Origin of the sequence: Novosphingobium resinovorum, from assembly GCF_001742225.1 — a bacterium.
Lineage (GTDB): Bacteria > Pseudomonadota > Alphaproteobacteria > Sphingomonadales > Sphingomonadaceae > Novosphingobium > Novosphingobium resinovorum_A.
Genome location: NZ_CP017075.1, coordinates 1,072,255 through 1,088,007 on the forward strand (window position 1 = coordinate 1,072,255; position 15,753 = coordinate 1,088,007).

Sequence of the window (15,753 nt, forward strand, 5' to 3'; positions counted from 1 at the left end):
AATGACCGAAGAAGCCCCGCACCTGCTGACCGAGGAGACGGACGGCATTCTCGTCGCCACGCTCAACCGGCCCGACAAGCTCAACGCCATCAGCCGCGAGATGATGGACCTCCTGACCGAAGCCGTGCTGCGGCTGCGAGAGCGGGCTGACCTCAAGGTCATGCTGATCCGCTCGGCCGGGCGTTACTTCAGTTCGGGCGCGGACCTTCGCGGCGGCAATCGCAACATCGTCTCCGAGGCGAATGTCGCGGCCGATTCCGCCAGCAAGATCCGCGAAAACCATCGTCTCAACCTCAACAACATGCAGCAGCTCTGGGACGAGATTGAGCATGTCGAGAAACCCATCGTCGCCGCGCACCACGCGATGTGCGTAGGCGGAGGACTGGAGATGAGCCTTTCGTGCGACTTCCGCCTCGCGGCGAAAAGCGCGGCCTATGCCTTCCCGGAAGGGTTGTTCGGGGTGCTGCCGGCCTCTGGCGGCGTCTCGCGGTTGACGCGGATTTGTGGACCGCACTGGGCCCGTTGGCTCATCATGGCCAACAAGCCCGCCAGCGCCGACATGGCGTTCACCATGGGCTTGGTCCACCAGGTCTACGAGGATGACACGTTCGAAGCCGAGGTGATGGACTTCTGCCGCCACCTCGCGAAGCAGAACGGCGAGCAGATGGGCGCAGCCAAGGTGGCGATCGAGCTTTGCGCCGAACTGGGCCGCGATTCCGCGCGGCAGGTCGAGCGCATGGGCAACAGCGGCCTGATGCTGAACCCGGACTACATCAAGGGCATGGAAGCCTACCTGAAGGGCGTAGGCGGCAAGGCGAAGTGAGACGCGAATTCCTCCCCCGAAGGGGGAGGATTTACTGCCTCGCGTCGCTGATCGCGAATTCCATCAGCCTTGCTCCGGGCACCAGATAGCGATCTTCGCTCAGTTCCGGCTCGATGCCGACCAGTTTGCGCAATTCCTTGTCCGTCACCAGCGTCACCGAGCGCTCGATCCCGATCATCACCATCGTCGCCATCGAGGTATGGGGTCCAAGCCCGATCGGCTCATCGCCCATCTGCTTCACTAGCAGCGCGATGATCGGGCGGCTTGAGCGGATGCGGTGCGCCATCATGCGCGCGTCCTGCTGGTCCGCAAGCGCGTTGCGCAAGTGCAGCAACCGCGAGTGCCGCGCCCAGAATCCGTGGTACGCCCGCACGAACCCGTAGCAACGAGCGTAGAGTTCCTCGTCAGGCCAGGGCTCACGCGCCAGCGAGAGGTAATCGTCCTCCGCCGTCGCCATGACCGGGGCGAGCACCGCCAACAGCAGTCCGGTCATGTCGGTGAAGTAGTTGTACACCGAAGTCATCCCCAGTGACGCGTGCCGCGCCACGCGGCCGAGCGTCACCGGTTCCTCCGAGTCCTCGATCAGTTCGATCGCAGCGGCGAGGATGCGCTCACGCGTCACCCTGCCCTTGCGGCCGAGGCGCTGCCCGTTGAGATTGTGACTGACCACCGCGCAGGCCGTGGTCACCGCAGCCGCCAGGGTTGGCTGCAGGCCCGCGAAGTAGTCGGTCTCAGCCTCCTCCCCCGGCATCGCGCCTCAGGCGGCTTCCACCTGGCCGACCGGCCAGGCAAGCATCTTGACGTCGGTGAATTCCTCGATGCCTTCAAGGCCCCATTCGCGGCCCATGCCACTGGCCTTGAAGCCGCCGAAGGGAATGTCGCCGGCGATGCACATGCCGTTGTTCACGCTCATCGAGCCGGTGCGGACCTTGCGGGCGATATTGATCGCCCGGTCGTGGCTGCCCGATACGCCGCCCGAAAGTCCGTAAGAGCTTTCGTTGGCGATGCGGATGGCGTCCTCGTCATCCTCGTAGGGAATGACGACTAGGACGGGGCCGAATATCTCTTCCTGGGCGATGCGCATATCGTTGGTAACGTCCACGAAGCACGTCGGCTCCACGAAATAGCCGCCCCCCTTGTCAGGGCGGATGTTGCCGCCCGCGAGCAAAGTCGCGCCTTCCTGCTGGCCGAGGTCGATGTAGCTCTTCACCCGCTCCATCTGCCGCTTCGAGACGACCGGGCCCATGATGTGCGCCGGATTCTCCACATCGCCCCAGTTGTCGCCAAAGTTGCCATAGGCACCCTTCAGCACGGCCTTGGCCTCCTCATAGCGGCTGCGAGGCACCAGCAGGCGCGAGTGGACCGCGCAGCCCTGCCCGGCGTGGAAGACCAGCATGGTCCTCGCCACGTCCATCGCAAAGCTCGGCGCATCGTCGAGCACGATCTTGGCCGACTTGCCACCGAGTTCGAGGAACACGCGCTTCAGCGTTCCGGCTCCCTGCTCCATGATGCGCTTGCCGACACCGGTGGAGCCCGTGAACGAGATCAGGTCTACGCGCGGGTCGGTGACCAGCATCTCGCCGGCCAGCGCCGGGTCGGCGCCGAACACGACATTGATGACGCCGTCCGGAAAGCCTGCCTCGACCGCCAGTTCCCCGAAGATCGCGCCCATGCCCGGGGTGTCGGGCGCGGGCTTGAGAATTACCGTACAGCCTGCCAGCAGCGCCGCGACGACCTTGCCGATATTGACGTAGAGCGGCACGTTCCACGGCGTGATCGCACCGACCACACCGACTGCCTCGCGCACGCCGAGGCGCTTGTGAATGATGCCTGCGGCCTGCTTCTCGCCGTAGTCCTTCTCCCATTCGAGCTTGTTGAACACGGCCATGTAATCGTCCCAGCCGTCGATCGCCATCCCGACGTGAGCGCGGCCGACCGCACCCTGCGCAGCGCCCGCCTCGTGGATCGCCAACTGCGCCAGGCGCGGACGTTCGCGCTCGAACAGTTCGCGGTACTTTTTGACCAAGGCGACGCGCTTTTCGACGTTCGTGGCCCAGTCGGTCTCGTCGAAGGCGCGACGGGCGGCGGCGATCGCCTCGTCCACGTCGGCGGCGGTGGCGTCGGCGGCCTTGCCGACCGGCTCGCCGGTCCAGGGGCTGATAACGTCGAAAGTCACGCCGCCGGTAGCATCGCGCAGCTTGCCGTCGATATAGAGCCGGGCGTCGGGAAGAGTGGTCATTGTCTTGTCCTTGCCGAAAAGAGTGTTCGAGATCAGATCTTGCGCGCGCCGATCGAGACGTGGCTGACGCGCACGTCCGCCGGCAGGTCGATCACCGCGCGGAAAATGCCGGTCGGCGAGGCCGAGTGCGAAACCGGGCGCTCGCGCAGGTCCAGCCCGTTCTTCGCGCAGCCCATATGGAAGCGCATCGCCGCATCGCGGTCCCAGTTCGGAGAGGACTTGTCTCCATCGTACATCGGCCCGGCGCGTAGCAGGGCGACGCGGATGCCGCTCTCCTCCAGTTCCGCCTCCAGAGCGGTAGTGAACATTTCCAGCCCCGCCTTGCTCGACTGGTAGAGCGAGAGCATCACGAACGGAACCGCTACGGACTCGCTGCCGACGTTGATGATGAGGCCGCCGCTTTCCAGCATCGGGATCGCCGCGCGGCAGCAATAGATCGGCCCCCTCAGGTTGGTATTCAGGATGCCGTCGATCTGCTCGTCCGTGGCTTCCGCCACGGTGAAGGGTTCGTAGATACCGGCATTGTTGATCAGCACGTCGATCTTCGGATGGGCCTCGGCGATCTGCGCGAAAGCCGCGCGGACCGAACCGGCATCGGCCACGTCGCATGCCACTGCGAGCGCGGGCGCACCCAGCTCGTCCGCCAGCGCCTGCACCTTCGACAAGGTACGCCCGAGCAGGATCACCGTTTCGCCCTCGCTTGCAAAACGCCGTGCCAGAGCCTTGCCGAGACCCGATCCGGCACCTGTGATAACGATGGTCTTGCCCACGCTTCCTCCGCTCCCTCGCCGCCCGCTGCATGTGGGTCGGCTGCTTCGAATGGCACCATAGCGGGTCACGTGAGCGCCGCCTATTGCCGCGCGACGCGCCCCGGCGATGACCTCAGGGCGCCGGACTCTCGACCTCGAGGATCAGGCGCGTCAGCACCTGCCCGGCGATCTTCCAACCCTCGACCGTGCGCACGCAGGTCTCGTGATAGTGACCGTAGCCGGTTAGCGCGAAGTCATCCTTGACGACCCGGTCCTGCATTGCCCAGACCACCTGGGCGCGGTCGCCATCGATATCGATCTGGGGAGAGTGGACGTGGTGCGCGGTCTTCGCGTTCGCCAACGCCGTACTGACGATCGTGCAGATACGCTCGCGCCCCTCTTCCCGGGAGCCCCCGCTAGGCCGCGTATCGAGCACGCAATCCTCGGTGAAAAGCTGCTTCCAGCCCTCCCAGTCCTTGGTGTCGAGCATGCGGCAATACGCCGCCTTGAGGTTGCAGATGGCGAGCCAGTCGGCAAAATCGGGAGCCGCCATCGCTCAGACCTCTGCCAGCCGCTCCGCCGCCAGCTTGCGCAGCTCGGCGGTCTTGATCTTGGCACTGCCGGTAGTTTCGAGTTCGCCCTCGGCCACGAAGAGAATGCGGCGCGGCAGCTTGTAGCTAGCCAGCTTTTCCTTGGCGAAGTCGCGGATCGCCTCTGCGCTGGGGCTGGTGCCCTCGACCGGGACGATGCAGGAGACGACGAGTTCGCCGAGCAGTTCATCAGGCACGCCCACCGTCTGCGAGACCTTGACTTCGGGGTGCGCGCGGATGACCTCGTCGATTTCGAGCGGCGAGACATTGGCGCCGCCGGTCTTGATGATGTCGTTGAGGCGGCCTTCCCAGAACAGGCGGCCTTCGCCGTCCACGTAGCCGCCATCGGCGGTGCGCAGGAAACCGTCGCCGTCGAGCGATTCATCGAGCGGGATGCCGAGGTAGCCCAGCATCAGCGTCGGTCCCTTGACCGCGATCTCCCCGCGCTCGCCCAGCGGCATCGTAGCGCCAGTCATCGGGTCGACGATCTTGATCGTGGAACCGGCCGTCGGAATGCCGTGGGACTTGCCCGCGATCGCCTCGGGCGTGCCTGAACGGAAGACCGAGATCAGTGTGAACGTCTCGGTATTGCCGTAAGCCTGCCCGGGCTCGACCCATGTGCTGTTGACCGTGGGCTGGCGCGAGATCGGCTGGTTCCTGCAGACGTAAACAAGAGAGGCCAGATCGACGTCGAGGTAATTCGGTGCAGCCTCCAGCTGAGCCCACTGATGCGGCCAGGCGAGCGCCATGTTGGCGCGCTCGGCGTCCATAAGCTCCAGCGCCTCGGCGGCATCGAACCAGCGCTGCAGCACCAGCGTCCCTCCGCGCGAAAGCGTACCGCCCAGCGCCATCGTGAAGTTGCCCGACCAGAAGAAGCCGTTCGCCGACCACGTGCGGGCGGGAAGATCATCGGAAATCGCATACCACTGCGGCCAGCGCCAGAGTTGCAGGCACACCGCGCGATGCGCGCTGAGGATGCCCTTGGCCTTGCCGGTCGAGCCCGAGGAGAACAGCAGGATGCCGGGATCGGCGGGTGAGACCGCATCTGCGGCGGCGAGAACCAGGTCTTCGGCCACATCGCGGCCGCGCGCGAGGAAGGCGCCCGGCCCCTCGATCATGCCCAGCGGCTCGTCACTGTCGACCATCGCCGCATAGCGCAGGAACGGGAACGTGCGCGAGGCCAGCGCGCCGGGCTTGGCGGTCATGACCTCTGGCTCCAGCCCGGCCAGCATTTCGGCGAAGTCCTTCTTCAGCACCGAGCGCTCGAGCAGCAGCACCGACACGCCCGAGGCCTTGAGCACCACTTCCAGCTCGGAGGGCGTGAAGAACGTGCTGATCGGCGTCGCCACGCACCCGGCCAGCGCCGCACCGAACACGGCGGCGAGGAATTCGGGGCGGTTGGTCATCAGCACGCCCACGCGCGTGCCCTTGCCGGTGCCGAGCGCCAGCAGCGACTTCGCCACTTCCAGCGAGCGGGCGTAGAGATCGTCGTAGGTCCAGCGCACGACCTCCCCGCCAAGGTGGATCACCGCAGCCTCGCGCGGGCCGTAGCGCGCGGTGACCTCACGCACGTAGCCGCCCAGCGTCAGCGCGCCGATGCCCTGCTCCTCGCCGAGAGGAATGCCGTGGACGACCGAAAGGCCGTCCACCACCTTGACCGAAGCCGTCATGCCGTCCTCTTCGCTCTGCTGACGTCAGGCGTTCACGTCGACGATGAAGCGGCCCTTGACCTCGCCCGACATGAACTTCTTCGCGGCCTCCACCGCATCACCAAGGGCGATGGTCTGGCCGATGGTGTCGAGCGAGGCGGGATCGAGATCCTTCGCCAGACGGTCCCATGCCTTAAGGCGCTTGGCCTTCGGCGCCATGACGCTGTCGATGCCGAGCAGTGCCACGCCGCGCAGGATGAAGGGCATCACGGTCGCGGGCAGGTCCGCGCCCTGTGCCAGACCGCAGGCCGCCACCGCGCCGCCGTACTTCGTCTGCGCGCAAGCATTCGCAAGGGTGAAACTGCCCGCCGTATCGACGACGCCAGCCCAGCGCTCTTTCTGCAGCGGCTTGCCCTTCTCGGCCAGTTCGGCGCGGTCGATGATGGTTTCGGCGCCGAGCGCCTTGAGATAGTCCGCCTCGCCCGGCTTGCCGGTCAGCGCGGCGACCGAATAACCGAGCTTCTTGAGGATCGCGATGGCGACCGAGCCGACGCCGCCGGTGGCGCCGGTGACGAGCACCTCGCCCTGATCCGGGGTTACGCCGAAATCGACGAGCGCATCGACGCACAGGGCAGCGGTGTAGCCCGCCGTACCGATCGCCATGGCCTGTGCCGGGGTGAAGGCCGAAGGCAGCGGCACCAGCCAGTCGCCCTTGAGCCGCGCCTTTTGTGCGAGACCGCCCCAGTGGACTTCGCCCACGCCCCAGCCGTTGAGGACGACGGTGTCGCCCGCCTTCCAGTCGCCATGGCTGCTCTCGGTCACGGTGCCGACGAGGTCGATGCCGGGCACCATCGGGAACTTGCGCACGACCGGCGAGGCGCCGGTGATCGCGAGGCCGTCCTTGAAGTTGAGCGTTGAGAAGGCGACGTCGATGGTCACGTCGCCTTCAGGCAGCGCGCTTTCGTCCAGCTGCTGGAGGCCGACGGTCTGGCCCTGTTCGGTCTTGTCGATGACGATGGCGGAAAACATCTCTGGCGAACTCCCTCTTCGGCCCGATACGGGGTCGAACTCGCCTGCCGTGCTGACGGGTTCGGACCCCATGCGTCAATGCCGGCGGGACATGGCATCGCGGAGGCGAAATGGAAGTGGCTCGCCGAGGGGGGCTTCGACAAGCTCAGCCTGAGCGGGAATTGAGAGGTTTACGTTACCTCCGCTCACCCTGAGCTTGTCGAAGGGTCAGGCACGGCCAGTCGAAGCCCCCTCGCGCAAACCTCGAACGCGAGACTACGCAGCCCCATCCTCCGCCGCCAGCCGCGCCGCCACTTCGGGAAAGCGCGAGGCGTTCATCGAGCCGTACATCGAGAGGCGCAGAATCTCATGGCTGAAGCGCTTGGTGAGGGCATTGCGCTCCTCCTCGTTCGCGGCATGGGCGCGCGCGAAGATCGGCCAGAAGAACACGCCGGCAAGGTTCATCACCGAGAACACCTCGGCATCAATCCCCGGCATCGCCAGCTTGGTATCGGCAAAGCGCTGCAGCGATCCCGCATACTCGCGCCAGAACGGGTCCTGGCTGGGGTCGGGCGAGGCCAGCACCTGCTGCAGCCAGACGCGGCAGATTTCCGGGTTCTCCATGGCGAAATCGCACAGGCGGTCGGTGAGCGCGGCGGTGTCAACTTCCTCGACGCGGCGATCGCCGATCGTCTCGGGATCGCCGAACACGGCGCGGAACAGCTTGTCGGAGACCCACTGAATCGTCGCCTCGATCAGCTTCTCACGCGTTTCGAAGTGCTGGTAGGCAGTGCCCCGGTTGACGGCCGCCAGATGCGCCACCGCAGAAAGGCTGACCCCCTCAAGCCCGTCCTTTGCCAGCAGGTTGCTGGCCGCCTCGAGGATCGTCTCGCGCGTCGCGATCGGGTCTCTGACCCTGCGCCTGGTCCTCGCTTCCATGTCTGCCCCCGATTACCCGTAAAAAGGGGGCGGCTATAGCGGGGGCGTCACTGAACAGCAATGTTGACCGGGATGTGATACACAATCGATAGCAAAATGCCGTGGGGGCGTTGTGCCGCGAATGCAGTTCTTGCGTCAGACCGCCCGTCATCCCGGCTAAGGCTGGGACCGCTGGCGGCCTGACGAAAGCTTGCGCCGAGGCTTCGGCGAATGACGCTGCGGCCTCACGCAGGCTTGCATGATGGCCACAACGGTCCCAGCTTTCGCTGGGATGACGACGCAGTGGGCGAATGAAGGGGCCGCGCTCAAACCAACGCCGCGACCTCGCGCAGCACCATGTCAGCGTGTTCCTTCCGGCAGATCAGCAGGTCGGGCATGTAGACGTCCTCGCGGTTGTAGACCAAAGGCGAACCGTCGATCCGCGAGACATGCAGCCCCCAGCCGAGGGCGACAGCCGCAGGCGCGCAGCTGTCCCACTCGTACTGCCCGCCCGAGTGCAGGTAGATGTCCGCCTGCCCGAGCAGGATAGCCATTGCCTTGGCCCCGGCCGAACCCATCGGCACCAGTTCGGCACCGATCGTCTCCGCCACGCTGGTAGCCTCTTTCGCGGGCCGGGTGCGGCTCACGACCATGCGCAGCTTTTCCGGCGCGGGCGGAACCTCGCCCGGCTGGTCCGAACGCAGCACGAGGTCGGCGCCCGGCAGCGCCACTGCGCCCAGCACCGGCACGCCGTCCACCGCAAGGCCGACATGGACCGCCCAGTCGGCGCGCTCCTCGCCGTATTCGCGGGTGCCGTCCACGGGGTCCACGATCCATACGCGGCTCATGGCCAGGCGCTCGGCGTTGTCCTTCTCCTCCTCGGAGAGCAGGCCGTCCTCGGGACGCTGCTCACGCAGGGCGTGGCAGAGGAACTGGTTGGCGGTCTGGTCGCCCGCCTTGCCCAGTGCTTTCCCGCCGAACAGGCCGGAGCCACGCACGCTGAGGAGGATCTTGCCCGCTTCGTCCGCCAGCTTCGCCGCGAGATCGCCGTCGGTATAGGACATCAGGCGTCTCCCAGCAGGGTGTTGACGATGAGTTCGGCCGCTTCCTCGGGCGAGATGACCGTCGTGTCGATCCGCACCTCGGGATTGCGCGGCGCTTCGTAGGGACTGTCGATGCCGGTGAAGTTCTTCAGCTCACCGGAACGCGCCTTCTTGTAGAGGCCCTTGACGTCGCGCGCCTCGGCAACCTTCAGCGGGGTGTCGATGAACACCTCGATGAATTCACCCTCGGGCAGCATCGCGCGCACCATCTCGCGGTCCGCCTGGAACGGCGAGATGAACGCGGTGATGACGATCAGCCCTGCGTCGGTCATCAGCTTCGAGACTTCGCCCACGCGGCGGATGTTCTCGATGCGGTCGGCCTCGGTGAAGCCCAGATCCTTGTTCAGACCGTGGCGCACGTTGTCCCCGTCGAGCAGGAAGGTGTGCCGGTTCATCCGGTGCAGCTTCTTCTCGACCATGTTGGCGATCGTGGACTTGCCCGAACCCGAAAGACCGGTGAACCACAGCACGGCGGGCTTCTGGTTCTTGAGCCCCGCATGCTGCTTGCGGTCGATGTCGACGGCCTGCCAGTGGACGTTCTGCGAACGGCGCAGCGAGAAGTTGAGCATGCCCGCCGCGACGGTGGCGTTGGTCATCTTGTCGATCAGAATGAAGCCGCCGAGCGTGCGGTTCTCGGCATAAGGCTCGAAGACGACCTGCTTGTCGGTGGTCAGTTCCGCCACGCCGATGGCGTTGAGGTCCAGCGTCTTGGCCGCCATGTGCTCCATGGTGTTGACGTTGACCGTGTACTTGGGCTCGGCCACGGTCGCGGAGACCTGCTGCGTGCCCAGCTTGAGCCAATAGGCGCGGCCAGGGATCAGCGCCTCGTCGGCCAGCCACACGATCGTCGATTCGAACTGGTCGGCGGTCTGCGGCGGATTGTCGGCGACCGAGATGACCGAGCCGCGCGAGCAGTCGATTTCATCTTCGAAACACACCGTAACCGACTGGCCGGCAACGGCTTCGTCGAGATCGCCGTCATAGGTAACGACGCGGGTGATCGCGCTGGTCTTGCCCGAGGGCAGTACGCGGATCTTGTCGCCCGGCTTGACGCTGCCGGTGGCGATGAGGCCCGAGAAGCCGCGGAAGTCGAGGTTGGGACGGTTCACCCACTGCACCGGCAGGCGGAACGGCTTGTCGGCATCGACCGAGGAGAGAACCTCGACGGTTTCGAGGTGCTCCACCAGCGTCGGCCCCTTGTACCAGGGCGTATTGGCCGAAGGCGTGGTGATGTTGTCGCCCTTGAAGCCGGAGATCGGCATCGCGGTGAAGCTGTCGATCCCGATCGACCTGGCGAACTCGGCGTAGTCCTTGACGATGCCGTCGAACACGGCCTGGTCGTAGTCGACGAGGTCCATCTTGTTCACCGCCAGCACAATGTTCTTGATGCCGATCAGGTGGCACAAGTACGAATGGCGGCGCGTCTGCACCAGCACGCCCTTGCGCGCATCGATCAGGATCACCGCGAGGTCGGCGGTCGAGGCGCCCGTCACCATGTTGCGGGTGTACTGTTCGTGGCCGGGGCAGTCGGCGACGATGAACTTACGCTTCTCGGTGTTGAAGAAGCGGTAGGCCACGTCGATGGTGATGCCCTGCTCGCGCTCGGCGGCGAGGCCGTCGACGAGGAGCGCGAAGTCGATCTCCTGCCCCTGCGTGCCGACCTTCTTGGAGTCGGCGGTGAGCGCGTCGAGCTGGTCCTCGAAGATCATCTTCGAATCGTAGAGCAGGCGCCCGATCAGGGTGGACTTGCCGTCGTCGACGCTGCCGCAGGTGATGAAGCGCAGCATCGTCTTGTGCTCGTGCTGGACGAGGTAGGCGTCGATGTCCTCGGCGATGAGCTTGTCGGTGACGTAGACCGCTTCCTTGGTGTCGATATCGGCCATCAGAAGTACCCCTGCTGCTTCTTCACTTCCATGCCGGCGCCGCCGGCGTCCTTGTCGATGGCGCGGCCCTGTCGCTCGCTGGTGGTCGTGAGGAGGGTTTCCTGGATCACCTCGGGCAGCGTCTTCGCCTCGCTCTCCACTGCACCCGTCAGCGGGTAGCAGCCCAGCGTGCGGAAGCGGATCGAGCGCTCTACCGGCACTTCGCCGTCCTTGAGCGGGAAGCGGTCGTCATCGACCATCAGCAGCATGCCGTCGCGCTCCACGGTGGGGCGCTTGTCCGCGAAATAGAGCGGGACGATGGGGATGTCGTTGAGGTGGATGTACTGCCAGATATCCAGCTCGGTCCAGTTGGAGATCGGGAACACGCGGATCGATTCCCCGCGCGCCTTGCGGGCGTTGTAGAGGTTCCACAGCTCCGGACGCTGGTTCTTCGGGTCCCAGCCGTGCGAGGAGGTGCGGAACGAGAAGATGCGCTCCTTGGCGCGGCTCTTCTCCTCGTCACGGCGGGCGCCGCCGAAAGCCGCATCGAAGCCGTACTTGTCGAGTGCCTGCTTCAGACCTTCGGTCTTCCACATGTCGGTGTGGAGCGCGCCGTGGTCGAAGGGATTGATGCCTTTCTCGGCCGCTTCCGGGTTCTGGTAGACCAGCAGCTCCATACCGCTGTCGCGCGCCATCTTGTCGCGCAGGTCGTACATCGCCTTGAATTTCCACGTGGTGTCGACATGGAGCAGCGGGAACGGCGGCGGCGAGGGATAGAACGCCTTGCGCGCAAGGTGCAGCATCACCGCGCTGTCCTTGCCGACGGAATAGAGCATCACCGGCTTCTCGGCCTCGGCGACGACTTCGCGGATGATATGGATGGCTTCGGCCTCGAGTCTGTCGAGGTGCGTCAGGGTCTTCATCAGGATCTCTGGTCCTTTGGCCTTCGCAGGGTCGCCCTCTTGTTGGGCTCGAATCGCTCTTTGCAAGGATGACAAATCGCAGAACCTCCCATATGGGAGGGAGATATGGCTCTGACATCCAACGATGAGACAGATTTGCTGCTGCCGCTGATAGCGGGGATTGGCGACAAGGCGCAGTTTGCCGAGTTTCTCGAGCGCCTGCGTCGCCGGAGCGATGCCGAGTACGTCAGCATCGTGATGAAGCAGGGCGACGGCCCGCATGCCCAGATCACCGACTTCCACGCCGGACGCGACTTGCGCAGCGAGGCGCGCGAACTCGATCCGTTCGAGATGCATGCGCTGGAGCGCCTGCACTACGACCAACTGCGCCCGGGCCGCGTCTACAGCGTCGGCGAGTTCGTGGACCACGATCCCGTCTTCCGGGCCGACCGCCTGGCCAAGATGGCGCGCCTCGGTATCGCCGACGAGCGGGTGGTGCGCCTGCCGCGTGTCGCGGAGACCGATGCATGGCTTATCCTCGCCCGCGCTAAACCTTGCGAGGCGGCGGACAGCGCCCTGCTCTCCTCGCTCGCGCCTTACGTGGAGGCCGCGCTGCGCAGCTATGTCGCGCTGGAGCACCACCGCATCCGCGCCAGCGTCAGTGCGCAGGGCATGGCGCGCAGCGCTACGGCATGGATGGTGTTCGACCGCGAGGCGCGGCTATTGGCCATCGACCCGCGCCTCGATGCATGGATGCGCGGGAATCTCGGCTACACGCCGCGCGTGGGGGAGCGCCTGCGCGATCTCGGCGTCCATGCGGAGCGTGAACTGGGCGGGGCAGCCGTGCTGTTCGCCTCGTCGACGCCGCCCCCGCCGCGTGCAGTGATGCTGCATGAGGACCCTCGGCTGGAAGCGCTGCTGACGGCCACCAGCGACATGCCGCGCCCCTCGATGCTGGCGCTGTGCCGCCTGCCCAATGCAAGAACGCCGGCGAGCGTGGAGCGCCTCACCCGCCTGTTCGACCTGCCCCCGCGCGAGGCGCAGCTGGCGATCGCGCTGAACGAGGGGCAATCTATCGCCGAGGCGGCCGAAAACATGGGCCTGACGCTGGAAACGGCGCGCAATTATTCCAAGCGCCTCTACGCCAAGCTGGGCGTGCGCGGGCAAGCGGAACTGGTGCGGCTGGTCAGCGACAGCGTGGCGGTGATGGGGTGAAGTGCGGAAGAGCCCACCCCCAGCCCCTCCCGCAAGCGGGAGGGGGAATCTAGCCGGAGACGCCCCTCCCGCAAGCGGGGGGAGCGAGACTTGGCGATTTATCGCCTAGTCGCGGCGGGGTGGGCCTTCGAGCCTCACCCCCAAAGCGCCTCCGCCGCCGCCAGCCCCTGCTCGCCGCGCCCGCCCAGTTCGGCGGTCAGCAGCTTGAGGCGATAGGTCCACAAGTGCAGCGGATGTTCCAGCGTCATGCCCATGCCGCCAAGGAACTGGTGGTAGTCGTAGCACACCCGCTTCGCCGCCTCCTGCGCATGCAGAAGGGCCAGCGCGGCGTCGCCGGGATCGCCGGTCCCGGCCGCACGCAGGGCGAGCCAGTAGACCGAGTTGGTCATGACCTGGTCTTCGGCCAGACGATGCCGCATGCCCTGAAAGGTGGCCAGCGGGCGGCCGAACTGCTTGCGCTCTGACGCGTAAGTCACCGTAGACGCCAGCGCCGCGCCCAGCAGGCCCGCGGCTTCGGCCGCGCTTCCCACGCGCCACGAACGCAGCACTTCGGCAGGATCGACCTCATACGCAGTCATCGCATCCGGCAGACCGGTCAGGAACGCCACGGGATAGGCATAAAGCGCATCCTCCTGCGCCGCCGCGATCACACTCTCGTCCGCCTTGAAGCTGCGCACGCCCGAAGGCCCGACGATCACGACGCTCGCCCCCGGCCGCAGGAAACGCACCGGACCAGCCGTGCGCCCCTCCTCGACCAGACACAGCGGACGCGGCAGGTCCGGATCGATCAGCGGGCGTACGAAGGACGAGGCCGCCGCCTCTAGTGCAAAGGGCAGCCGCGCCAGCTTCTCCACCACCAGCGCGGCGGTGACGGGGCCGAGTTCCTCGACCATCAGCACGTCGAGAAACCCGTTCTCGACCAGCGCCGCGTCAAGTTCCGCGCTTTCGAGCGTGAGGCCGGCATCGTGCAGCGGAACGCCCGCGTAAGGCCGCGCGAGGCTGTCGATGAAGTCGAGGACCTGCCGCTGGTCCTCGTTGAGGGACAAGTGCATCAGCGCGGCTCCCGAGGCAGTTCCAGCACGTCGCTGGCGATGATGTTGAGCTGGATTTCCGCCGACCCCGCCGCGACGCCCGCGACGATCCCGCGCTGGTGGTGCATCTTGAGATACGGCGAGGCCCCCGCGAGCGCTTCGGGCAGGAACTCGACGACGAATTCGCACACCGCCCGCTCGGCCATGACGGTGGCGTAGCGCGCGGAACTGGACTCCGCACCGATCGCGAGGCCCTCGACGCGCTTCTGGACGACGGCGTAGTTCGCCGTGCCCGCCGCCTCGCACAGTGCGGCACAACGCGCCGCCTCGATCCGCACATGTTCGCGCGCAAAGCGCCCCTGCTCCTTGAGCATCGCCACCGCCCGATCGAGCGCCGCGCGCGCCAGCGTGAAGCGCGGGATGCCGAGCCGCTCGTTGCGCAGCGAATAGGCGACGATCTCCCATGCCTGCCCTTCCTCGCCGAAGCGGGCGGTTTCGGGCACGGTGACGTCGTCGAAGAAGACCTCATGGATGTCGCCCTCGCCGATCAGCGAGGGAATCTGGCGCACGGTGATGCCGGGCGTGTCCATCGGCACCAGAATGATGGTGATGCCCTTCTTGCGGTCGTCGCTGGTGCGCGTCAGCAGGAAACAGGTGTCGGCGAGGCCCGCATAGCTGGTCCAGATCTTCTGGCCGCTGATGACGTAGTTGCCTTCGGTCAGCGTGGCTCGCGTCCGCAGCGAGGCTAGGTCCGACCCGGCGTCAGGTTCCGAAAAACCCTGACACCACAGCGATTCCCCGCGCGTGATCGGCTCGAGGTAGCGGGCCTTCTGCTCGGGCGTGCCGTACTTCTCCAGCGTCGGGCCGATCCAGTTGACGTTCATGTACTGGCCGCCGCGCGGCTCGCCGGCGATCCACATCTCTTCGGAGAGGATCTGCTGTTCCCACGGGCCGAGGCCCTCGCCGCCCATCTCGACCGGCCAGTGCGGGAAGAGGATGCCCGCTTCCGCCAGCTTGACACAGAAGTCGCGCGCGAAGGCGGTCAGCGCCGGGGACGCAGGGCCGTGTTCCGAGAACTTCTCCCAGTCCGCAGGCAGGTTGGCGTGTAGGAAGTCGCGGATCTTGTGCCGGAAGGCGTCCTGCCCGGCGGTCCATTCGAATTGCATCGGGGCGGCGCCCTCCTCTCAGCCTTTCGTTAGGCACAGGCAGCCTCGCCCCACAACCGCCGGGGCGTCGGAATCGCTGGCGCGATTGCGCATCGACCACTTGTGCTGGAAATCACCTGCGGAGTACCGCAAGGACGCAGCGAAGAGATACGAAAGGACACGGGTGAGCGAGAAGGCATTCGTCGCGGTGGCGAAACTCGATGAAGTTCCGCAGGGCGGCAAGAAAGTGGTCGAGGTGGGCGGGATCAGCGTGCTCCTCGTCGGCGCGCGGGATCAGGTCTACGCGGTGCGCAACTTGTGCAGCCACGCCTACGAAACGCTTGAATGCGGCCGCGTGCGCGCGGGGTGGATTTCCTGCCCGGTTCACGGCGCGCGTTTCGATCTGGAAACCGGCAAGCCGATAAACCCGCCCGCCTCGATGCCGATCGATACTTATGAAGTGCGGATCGAGGGCGACGTGATCGAGGTGGCGGTCTAACCTCCCGATATCGCCCGCGC

At 66.0% G+C, this 15,753-nt stretch carries 15 protein-coding genes; 3 read left to right on the forward strand and 12 right to left on the reverse strand.

Translation table 11 applies throughout. The annotated features are described in order from the left end of the window. Position 1: 1 nt before the first annotated feature. The gene (locus tag BES08_RS04900; RefSeq protein WP_008833369.1) at positions 2-823 is read left to right on the forward strand and encodes an enoyl-CoA hydratase/isomerase family protein; all 822 of its coding nucleotides are present in this window, start codon (positions 2-4) and stop codon (positions 821-823) included. A 31-nt stretch (positions 824-854) separates the two neighbouring features. Here BES08_RS04900 and BES08_RS04905 read toward each other — a convergent pair whose 3' ends face one another. From BES08_RS04905 to cysD, 10 genes are all read right to left on the reverse strand, one after another. Next, on the reverse strand, positions 855-1,574 hold the full coding sequence (locus BES08_RS04905; protein ID WP_008833370.1) for a TetR/AcrR family transcriptional regulator: 720 nt from the start codon (positions 1,572-1,574) through the stop codon (positions 855-857). Between the two features lie 6 nt (positions 1,575-1,580). Next, entirely contained in the window at positions 1,581-3,062 is a 1,482-nt protein-coding gene (locus tag BES08_RS04910; RefSeq protein WP_008833371.1) for an aldehyde dehydrogenase family protein, read from the reverse strand. A gap of 32 nt (positions 3,063-3,094) precedes the next feature. Further along, positions 3,095-3,832: an SDR family oxidoreductase gene (locus tag BES08_RS04915; protein WP_069707737.1), complete on the reverse strand. Its 738-nt coding sequence runs from the start codon at positions 3,830-3,832 to the stop codon at positions 3,095-3,097. Between the two features lie 112 nt (positions 3,833-3,944). Beyond that, complete coding sequence (locus BES08_RS04920) at positions 3,945-4,364, reverse strand: nuclear transport factor 2 family protein (protein ID WP_008833373.1); 420 nt, start codon at positions 4,362-4,364, stop codon at positions 3,945-3,947. 3 nt (positions 4,365-4,367) lie between these two features. Beyond that, positions 4,368-6,071, reverse strand: a complete 1,704-nt coding sequence (locus BES08_RS04925; RefSeq protein WP_069707738.1) for a class I adenylate-forming enzyme family protein — start codon at positions 6,069-6,071, stop codon at positions 4,368-4,370. Between the two features lie 24 nt (positions 6,072-6,095). Beyond that, complete coding sequence (gene acuI, locus BES08_RS04930) at positions 6,096-7,079, reverse strand: acrylyl-CoA reductase (NADPH) (RefSeq protein ID WP_008830317.1); 984 nt, start codon at positions 7,077-7,079, stop codon at positions 6,096-6,098. A 255-nt stretch (positions 7,080-7,334) separates the two neighbouring features. Then, on the reverse strand, positions 7,335-7,997 hold the full coding sequence (locus tag BES08_RS04935) for a TetR/AcrR family transcriptional regulator (RefSeq protein ID WP_008830318.1): 663 nt from the start codon (positions 7,995-7,997) through the stop codon (positions 7,335-7,337). Positions 7,998-8,302: 305 nt separating this feature from the next. Next, positions 8,303-9,040, reverse strand: coding sequence for a 3'(2'),5'-bisphosphate nucleotidase CysQ (locus tag BES08_RS04940; protein WP_008830319.1), 738 nt, complete (start codon positions 9,038-9,040; stop codon positions 8,303-8,305). Next, positions 9,040-10,962 carry a sulfate adenylyltransferase subunit CysN gene (gene cysN, locus BES08_RS04945; RefSeq protein ID WP_008830320.1) on the reverse strand — a complete coding sequence of 641 codons (1,923 nt, stop codon included), beginning with the start codon at positions 10,960-10,962 and terminating at the stop codon, positions 9,040-9,042. Before cysN ends, BES08_RS04940 begins: the two co-directional genes overlap by 1 nt. Continuing rightward, entirely contained in the window at positions 10,962-11,864 is a 903-nt protein-coding gene (gene cysD / locus BES08_RS04950; RefSeq protein ID WP_008830321.1) for a sulfate adenylyltransferase subunit CysD, read from the reverse strand. Before cysD ends, cysN begins: the two co-directional genes overlap by 1 nt. Positions 11,865-11,969: 105 nt before the next feature. Between cysD and BES08_RS04955 the strand changes: the two genes are divergently transcribed. Next, positions 11,970-13,058 (forward strand): helix-turn-helix transcriptional regulator, encoded by a 1,089-nt coding sequence (locus BES08_RS04955; protein ID WP_008830322.1) that lies wholly within the window; start codon positions 11,970-11,972, stop codon positions 13,056-13,058. A 134-nt stretch (positions 13,059-13,192) separates the two neighbouring features. Here the strand turns inward: BES08_RS04955 and BES08_RS04960 are convergent, their stop codons facing one another. Next, positions 13,193-14,110 carry an acyl-CoA dehydrogenase family protein gene (locus BES08_RS04960; RefSeq protein WP_008830323.1) on the reverse strand — a complete coding sequence of 306 codons (918 nt, stop codon included), beginning with the start codon at positions 14,108-14,110 and terminating at the stop codon, positions 13,193-13,195. Beyond that, the gene (locus BES08_RS04965; RefSeq protein ID WP_008830324.1) at positions 14,110-15,255 is read right to left on the reverse strand and encodes an acyl-CoA dehydrogenase family protein; all 1,146 of its coding nucleotides are present in this window, start codon (positions 15,253-15,255) and stop codon (positions 14,110-14,112) included. The genes BES08_RS04960 and BES08_RS04965 overlap by 1 nt, the downstream gene beginning before the upstream one ends. Before the next feature lie 163 nt (positions 15,256-15,418). On the opposite strand from BES08_RS04965, the gene BES08_RS04970 reads away from it, so the two are divergent. Further along, a complete protein-coding gene (locus BES08_RS04970; protein ID WP_008830325.1) occupies positions 15,419-15,733 on the forward strand; it encodes a Rieske (2Fe-2S) protein in 315 nt (104 codons plus the stop codon). Positions 15,734-15,753 lie beyond the last annotated feature (20 nt).